Source organism: Actinomadura sp. 7K534 (assembly GCF_004348575.1).
Lineage (GTDB): Bacteria > Actinomycetota > Actinomycetes > Streptosporangiales > Streptosporangiaceae > Spirillospora > Spirillospora livida.
Genome location: NZ_SMKB01000308.1, coordinates 1 through 7395 on the forward strand (window position 1 = coordinate 1; position 7395 = coordinate 7395).

The window sequence follows — 7395 nt, forward strand, 5'->3', positions numbered from 1 at the left end:
CGGGAGTTCGGGGGAGGGGTCCCAGCACTCCAGGAGCGGCGCCCCTTCGTCCAGGGCGCAGCGGACGCGGAGCTGGTGGCCGGGGGCCGCCGTGATGGCGTTGGTCACGATCTCGCTCATGACGAGGGTCGAGTCGTTGATCACCTCCCGGCCGAAGCCCCAGTTCGTCAATGCGTAGCGGACGAGCTCCCGGGCCAGGACGACGGTCGACGGCACGGCGAGCAACGTGAGGCGCACCTCGGGCACCCCGGGCGCCGACGTGCCCACTTCAAGATCATTCATTGAGGACCATCCTCCGTTCGCGGATTGTGTCCTCACTCTGGGTGTTTGAGCTTTAACCTGAAGTGATTCTCGAAAGGTGCGATACACCTGTGGAGGGGCCATGAGTGTTCGAGAGTCGATCGACCCGGCGTCCTCGCTGTGGGCCTGGCTGGCCTTTGACCTGTGGTTCTACCGGACGCAGCGAGGTCTCTCGCTCGCTCAGACCGCGCTGATCGTCCACGTGACCCGCGCGACCGTATCCAACTGGGAAGCGGGGCGTCTGCGACCGCGCGACGTCTACATGAAGCGCCTCGATCAGGCATGGAACACGGGTGGTCACTTCGAGCGGCTCTTCATGTTCGCCTGTAGTGGCCATGACCCCGACTGGTACAAGCAGTACCTCCAGTACGAACGTGGGGCCACGAACATCGAGGTCTACCACGGCAAGACCGTCCCCGCCCTGTTGCAGACCGAGGCGTACACGCGTGCTCTGGTCGCGGACGGCGATCAGAGGATGGACATCTCAAAGGAGGTAGAGGCGCGTCTGAAGCGCCAGGAGGTCCTCGCCAAGGACGAGCCGCCCTACCTCTGGGTTCTGCTGGACCAGGAGGCGTTGGAATGCCAGGTCGGAGGCCCCGAGGTGATGGAGGAACAACTCGCCTACCTCATCGAAGTCGGTAGGTTGCCGAGAGCGGCCGTTCGTATCGTTCCCCGCTCGGCAGGACGACATCCCGGGCATGATGGGGCGATCCAGATACTCCGAGTAGGCTCCCGGGAAGTGGCGTACGTCGGTGCGCAGCTCGGCGGACGGCTTATCGAAGGCGGAGATGAGATCGCCGCGCTCTCGATTCGATTCGCCCAGATCGGTGCTGTGGCGCTGTCGAAGGACGACTCCCGGGGCTTGATCGAGCGGGCGATGAGGGCATATGCGGATGATCGAGTGGCGTACGAGCTCCCACAGCGGCGGTGATAGCGATCCCGCGTGTGTGGAGTTGGCGGAGTCGGGGAGCCGGGTGTGGGTGCGGGACTCCAAGGACCCGGACGGGGGGCGGCTGGCGTTCGGGCGGGAGGCGTTCGCCGGGTTGCTGGAGCGGGTGAAGCGCGGGGAGCTTGCCCGGTAGCGACAGGTGTCCGCCTCAGCGGCAACGAACGCTTCCTAGTGGGGAGACCACGTCCTCACACCGGTTTTCGAGTCGGCAGTCACCCCGTGCCGCGTGCATGGCGAGACGGTGCACACGGGCGTGACCTCCGGCCGCCCGCGCGGGGCCGATACTCGAGAGCCTCCGCTTCACACTTCGCTTCCCTCTGGGAGTGATGGCATGGATGGCTCACGGGATGGATGTGCGGTCGGTTCGCCGAAACCTACCGTGGCTGTTCATGATCACAGGAAACACGGTGTTCCGCCGTGCGGTGACGGCGGTCCTGGCCTTGACGGTGGCGGCCGCGGCCACCCCGGCGGCGGCCACCCCGGCGGCGGCCACCCCGGCGGCGGCCGACCCGGCGGAGGTGAGCCGCCTCGACCGGCTGCGGCCGGTGGTGGAGCAGCTCGCCGGGCCGGACGGGGCTCCTGGGGCGCTCGCTGAGGCCAACGACCGGGACGGCCGTCTCGTGGCCACCGGTGGCGTCGCCGACATCCGGACCGGCGCACCGGTGCATCCCCGCAGCCGCTTCCGGATCGGCAGCGCGACCAAGCCGTTCACGGCCACCGTGGTGCTCCAGCTCGCAGGTGAAGGGCGGATCGAGCTGGACGCCCCGGTGGAGCGGTACCTGCCCGGGGTGGTGCGCGGCGCCGGCAACGACGGGCGGGAGATCACCGTCCGACAGCTGCTCCAGCACACCAGCGGACTGCCGGACGTCCTGGACCACCTGTCCCCGATGGAGGTCCTCGACGACCCGCTCCGGCACTGGGAGGCGCGGGAACTGGTGGACATCGCCCTCCCGCACCCCCGCGAGTTCGACCCGGGCGAGAACTGGGGCTACTCCAACACCAACTACCTGCTCGCCGGAATGATCATCGAGAGTGTGACCGGACGCTCCTACCGCGGGGAGATCCATCGGCGCGTGATCGTCCCGCTCGGGCTGCACGACACCTTCGTGCCGGGCGACGCACCCGGCATCCCCGGACCGCACCCCCGAGGGTACGTCCGGCCCGAGTCCGACCTGGTGGACATCACGCGCCTCAACCCGACCGTCGCCGGAGCCGCAGGCGGCATGATCTCCAGCGCCTCCGACCTCAACCGCTTCCTGGCGGCGCTGCTGCGCGGACGCCTGCTGATGCCGGCGCAACTGCGGGAGATGCTGGACGGCCGCCCCACGGGAAGCGCATCGGGGTCCAAGTACGGCCTGGGGCTGCGGTGGCTTCCCGCCAAGGAGTCCCCCACCTGCGGTGACGGGTTCTGGGGACACGACGGTGACATGCTCGGCTTCAGCGTCCGCACGGGCGCCACCATGGACGGCAGGCAGGCCACCGTCATGGTCAACCTCAACCCGGGTGGCGGACCGGCCCTGGATGACGCCATGGCGGAAGCCCTTCCCACAGCCCTGTGCGGCCCTAACCCGTGATCTCTCTGCGAGTAGGCGGCACGGCCACCGGCGATCGTCTGGTTGGACGCCCCGCACGATCGCAGCGGTGGCCGTCTCACGTCCCGGCCTCGATCGGACCGAAATCTCCAATGCGGCTGGAGTATTAGGGGGAACTGTGGAGGATTAGGGTTTTGCCGGTTTTATAGAGGTCGGTTCTGACTCGGGTTGGGTCTAGGAGGTGTTGTAGGGCCAGGCCCATGTCCAAGGCCAGGGTCAGGGTTGCTCGGTCGTCGGGGGCTATTTCGTCTGTGGGGTCCAGTTCGCTGGCCATTTGGGCGCGGCGTTCGGCGTACCAGTCGGCTATGCGCCAGCCGGCGGCGTAGTCGCGCATCCCGTAGAGCCAGAATTCGACCAGGAGCAGCGCCAGGCGGCGGGGGCGGTCGTCGGTGTCGTGGCGGGGAGAGGAGCGGCCGGTGTGGTCGGTGTCCTCCTCGGCGGCGCGGAGTTCCTCGCAGACGTCTGTGTTGCGGTCGGCGGTGAAGCGCTCCATCAGGGCGAGTAACAGGTCGGTCTTGCCGGCGAAGTTGGAGTAGACGGCGCCCTTGGTGAGGCCGGCGGCCGCGGCGATGTCGTCCAGCGAGGCGCCGTGGATGCCGCGTTCGGCCCAGAGCCGCTCGGCGGCGGTGAGCAGCGCGGAGCGGGTCTGCTCGCGGCGGCCCGGGCGTGCCCGGGTGCCGCCGCCGTACGGCCGGTGTGTGTCCTCGCCGCAGGTGTCCGTCATGTGTTCCCCTCCCGAGTGGGACGGCTTCCCGTGGCCGGGCGCGCGGCAGCGGACGCCCCGGCGGCGGGTCGCGCGCCGCGATTCTCCCCTTCCTTCCGGGATACACCGGCCGGACATGGTCATTCATCCGGTTGCGTAAGTCCGTGCAGGTTGGAACGGTCCCCTGGCGGGTCGTGGACGGCAGGGCGGGAGGAGTGTCACAAAACGCCCTGACCGCTCGTTACTTGCGGGTAGTCAAAAGTGGCCGGGGGGTCATACCCTGCGTGCATGGCATCCCCGACGGTCCCTACCAAAGGCGCGGCAGAGCACGAGCTCCCCCAGAATCTGATCGACCGGCTGGCCTCGCACGTCGTCTCGGGCGGCGCCGACACGGCCACGATCCCCAGCCCGTTCACCGGAGAGCCCCTCGCGACCGTCCCCATCTCCGGCGCGGGTGACGTCCGCGAGGCGCACCGGCGGGCGCGGGAGGCGCAGCGGGCCTGGGCGCGGCTGCCCGTGCGGGAGCGGGTCAAGCCGTTCCTGCGGCTCGCGGACGCCCTGGTCGACCGGCGCGAGGAGATCCTCGACGTCATCCAGCTGGAGACCGGCAAGGCACGCCGCCACGCGCTGGAGGAGTTCCTCGACGTGGCGCTGTGCTCGCTGTACTACGCCCGGCGGGCCCCGAAGCTGCTGAAGCCGCGGCGCAGGCAGGGCATGATGCCGGGCGTCACGCGCGTCCAGGAGCTGCGGCACCCGAAGGGCGTCGTCGCGCTGATCGCGCCGTGGAACTACCCGTTCGCGCTCGGCGCCAGCGACATCGCGCCCGCGCTGATGGCGGGCAACGCGGTGATCCACAAGCCGGACACCCAGACGTGCCTGTCGAGCCTGTGGGTGCTGGACCTGCTGGTCGAGCTCGGCCTGCCGCGTGACGTATGGCAGATCGTGGTGGGCGACCCGGCCGAGATCGGTGACCCGCTGCTGGACGAGGCCGACTACGTCTCCTTCACCGGGTCGACGCGCGGCGGCAAGGCCATCGCGGAGCGGGTCGCGCCGCGGCTGGTGGCGTACTCGCTGGAACTCGGCGGCAAGAACCCGATGATCGTCATGCCGGACGCGGACGTCGAGCGGACCGTCCGGGGCGCCGTCCGCGCGTGCTTCACCAACGCCGGGCAGCTGTGCATCTCGATCGAGCGGATGTACGTGCACGATGACGTCTACGACCGGTTCGTCCCCCGGTTCGTCGAGGCCGTCAAGGGCATGAAGCTCGGCACCGGCCTCGACTTCGGGGCCGAGATGGGGTCGCTGACGTACCCGCGGCAGCTGGAGGCGGTGACCCGGCACGTCGACCAGGCCGTCAAGGAGGGCGCGACCGTCCTCGCCGGCGGCAAGGCCCGGCCGGACATCGGGCCGCTGTTCTACGAGCCGACGATCCTCACGGACGTCGGCGAAGGCATGGACCTGTGCGCGAACGAGACGTTCGGCCCGGTCGTCTCGATCTACCGGTACCGCGACGAGGACGAGGTCGTCGCCCGCGCCAACGACACCCAGTACGGGCTGAACGCGTCGGTGTGGACGAAGAGCCCGTCGAAGGGCCGCCGTCTCGCCGCCCGCATCCAGGCGGGGACCGTGAACATCAACGACGGGTACGGCGCCGCGTACGCCTCGTACGACTCCCCGATGGGTGGGATGAAGCAGTCCGGGGTGGGGCGCCGCCACGGGTCCGAGGGCCTGCTGAAGTTCACCGAGGTGCAGACCGTCGCGAGCCAGCACTTCATGGACCTCGAACCTCCGGGCTCCCTCGACTACGACCGGTTCGCCGCGTTCATGGCGAACGGCATCAAGGTGATGAAGAAGCTCCGGATCAAGTAGGGAACGCCCGTGAAGCATGACTTCGACGTGCTCGTCGTCGGGTCCGGGTTCGGCGGCAGCGTGTCGGCGCTGCGGCTGAGCGAGAAGGGCTACCGGGTCGGGGTGATCGAGGCGGGGCGCCGTTTCGACACGAACCCGTCCGGTGCGCCCGGGTCCAGGTATCCGGAACTGCCGAAGACGAACTGGCGCGTCGCGCGGTACCTGTGGGCGCCGGCGCTCGGTCTCACCGGCATCCAGCGGATGCACCTCATCCGCGGTGCCAAGTCCAGCCGGGTGATGGTGCTTGCGGGTGCGGGCGTCGGCGGAGGGTCGCTGAACTACGCCAACACCCTCTACGTCCCGCCGGAGCCGTTCTTCAAGGACCGGCAGTGGGCGCACATCACCGACTGGCAGGACGAGCTCGCGCCCTACTACGAGCAGGCCAAGCGGATGCTGGGCGTCGTCCAGAACACCACGACGACCGCGGCCGACGAGGTCATGAAGAAGGTCGCCGACCGGATGGGCGTCGGTGACACCTTCGTCAAGACCCCCGTCGGCGTCTACTTCGGCCGCGGGGCCGGGATCGAGAGCGCCGACCCGTACTTCGGCGGGACGGGACCGCGCCGCCGCGGCTGCATGGAGTGCGGCGAGTGCATGGTGGGCTGCCGCCACGGCGCGAAGAACATGCTCACGGAGAACTACCTCTACCTGGCCGAGAAGGCGGGCGCCCGGGTGATGCCGCTCAGCCGCGTCACCACGGTCAGGCCCCTGGCGGACGGGGGCTACGAGGTCGAGATCGTCCGGACCGGCTCGTTCGGCCGCAACCGCAAGACGTTCACCACCGGGCAGGTCGTCTTCGCCGCGGGCACGTACGGCACGCAGAAGCTGCTGCACAAGCTCAAGTCGACCGGCGTGCTTCCGCGCCTGTCGGACCGGCTCGGGGCGCTGACCCGCACCAACTCCGAGGCGATCCTCGGCGGCGGCCGCCGCAACGGGCGGCCCGGCCCGGACTTCTCCCAGGGTGTCGCGATCACGTCCTCGTTCCACCCGGCCCCGGACACGCACATCGAACCGGTGCGCTACGGCCGCGGCTCGAACCTCCTCGCCCTGCTGCAGACCCTCCTGGTGGACGGCGACCGGCCGGGGGAGAAGCACACGCCCCGCGTCCTGAAGTTCGCGCGGGAGGTCGTCCGCCGCCCCCGTGACCTGGTGCAGCTGCTCGACCTGCGGCGCTGGTCCGAGCGGACGGTGATCGCGCTGGTCATGCAGACCCGCGACAACTCGATCACCCTGCGCCCGAAGAAGGGCCCGTTCGGCTGGGAAGTCCGCGCGGAGGCCGGGCACGGCGAGTCCAACCCGACGTGGATCCCCGAGGGCCACGAGGCGACGCGCCTGATCGCCGAGGAGATCGGCGGGATGCCCGGCGGCGCCTGGGGCGACCTGTTCGACATCCCGCTGACCGCGCACTTCCTCGGCGGCTGCGCCATCGGGGACTCGCCCGAGACCGGCGTCATCGACGCCTACCACCGCGTCTACGGGCACCCCGGGCTGCACGTCGTGGACGGCTCCGCGGTGTCCGCCAACCTGGGCGTCAACCCGTCCCTGACCATCACCGCCCAGGCCGAGCGGGCGATGTCGTTCTGGCCGAACCACTCGGAGGACGACCCGCGCCCCGCGCTGGGCGACCCGTACCGCCGCGTTGCGCCCGTACCGCCGAAGAAGCCGGCCGTGCCCGCCGACGCCCCCGCCGCACTCCGGCTCCCGATCATCGAGATCACCTGACATCCCGCCCTCCTCGATTCGACCCTCCGGATTCTCGAACCCGACGAGAAGCCGGAACAGCAAAACCCGAACCTGTGGATAAGTCGGCGCTCACGGCCGGCCGCGGCCTGTGATGGACGGCGATCGACCGCCCGTCTCGGTTGGACGCTCGCCCGGGCCAAGGATTCTTGAGGCTGTCCACGAGGTGGGGCGGCGTAGCGTGGGGTGGGTGCTGGCTCTTA

At 69.7% G+C, this 7395-nt stretch carries 6 protein-coding genes and 1 pseudogene; 5 read left to right on the top strand and 2 right to left on the bottom strand.

All coding sequences use genetic code 11. The annotated features are described in order from the left end of the window. Positions 1–282: pseudogene (locus E1266_RS33695) on the bottom strand (ATP-binding protein); the annotation flags it as partial. A gap of 100 nt (positions 283–382) precedes the next feature. On the opposite strand from E1266_RS33695, the gene E1266_RS33700 reads away from it, so the two are divergent. The 3 genes from E1266_RS33700 (at position 383) to E1266_RS33710 (ending at position 2823) form a co-directional block, all read left to right on the top strand. Beyond that, positions 383–1231 carry a helix-turn-helix transcriptional regulator gene (locus E1266_RS33700; protein WP_132054063.1) on the top strand — a complete coding sequence of 283 codons (849 nt, stop codon included), beginning with the start codon at positions 383–385 and terminating at the stop codon, positions 1229–1231. A gap of 16 nt (positions 1232–1247) precedes the next feature. Further along, positions 1248–1382 carry a DUF397 domain-containing protein gene (locus tag E1266_RS33705; RefSeq protein WP_347876766.1) on the top strand — a complete coding sequence of 45 codons (135 nt, stop codon included), beginning with the start codon at positions 1248–1250 and terminating at the stop codon, positions 1380–1382. Positions 1383–1638: 256 nt separating this feature from the next. Further along, positions 1639–2823: a serine hydrolase domain-containing protein gene (locus E1266_RS33710; protein WP_132054067.1), complete on the top strand. Its 1185-nt coding sequence runs from the start codon at positions 1639–1641 to the stop codon at positions 2821–2823. Between the two features lie 124 nt (positions 2824–2947). Here E1266_RS33710 and E1266_RS33715 read toward each other — a convergent pair whose 3' ends face one another. After that, the gene (locus E1266_RS33715; RefSeq protein ID WP_132054069.1) at positions 2948–3565 is read right to left on the bottom strand and encodes a TetR/AcrR family transcriptional regulator; all 618 of its coding nucleotides are present in this window, start codon (positions 3563–3565) and stop codon (positions 2948–2950) included. A 267-nt stretch (positions 3566–3832) separates the two neighbouring features. On the opposite strand from E1266_RS33715, the gene E1266_RS33720 reads away from it, so the two are divergent. Together E1266_RS33720 and E1266_RS33725 are read left to right on the top strand one after the other, a co-directional pair. Further along, positions 3833–5413 (top strand): succinic semialdehyde dehydrogenase, encoded by a 1581-nt coding sequence (locus tag E1266_RS33720; protein WP_132054071.1) that lies wholly within the window; start codon positions 3833–3835, stop codon positions 5411–5413. A gap of 9 nt (positions 5414–5422) precedes the next feature. Beyond that, positions 5423–7174 (top strand): GMC family oxidoreductase, encoded by a 1752-nt coding sequence (locus E1266_RS33725; RefSeq protein WP_132054073.1) that lies wholly within the window; start codon positions 5423–5425, stop codon positions 7172–7174. Positions 7175–7395 lie beyond the last annotated feature (221 nt).

What these genes read in the sequence shown, in the direction of transcription:
- E1266_RS33700 (WP_132054063.1), top strand. Translation starts at nt 383, where the DNA reads ATGAGTGTTCGAGAGTCGATCGACCCGGCGTCCTCGCTGTGGGCCTGG.
- E1266_RS33710 (WP_132054067.1), top strand. Translation starts at nt 1,639, where the DNA reads ATGATCACAGGAAACACGGTGTTCCGCCGTGCGGTGACGGCGGTCCTG.
- E1266_RS33715 (WP_132054069.1), bottom strand. Translation starts at nt 3,565, where the DNA reads ATGACGGACACCTGCGGCGAGGACACACACCGGCCGTACGGCGGCGGC.
- E1266_RS33720 (WP_132054071.1), top strand. Translation starts at nt 3,833, where the DNA reads ATGGCATCCCCGACGGTCCCTACCAAAGGCGCGGCAGAGCACGAGCTC.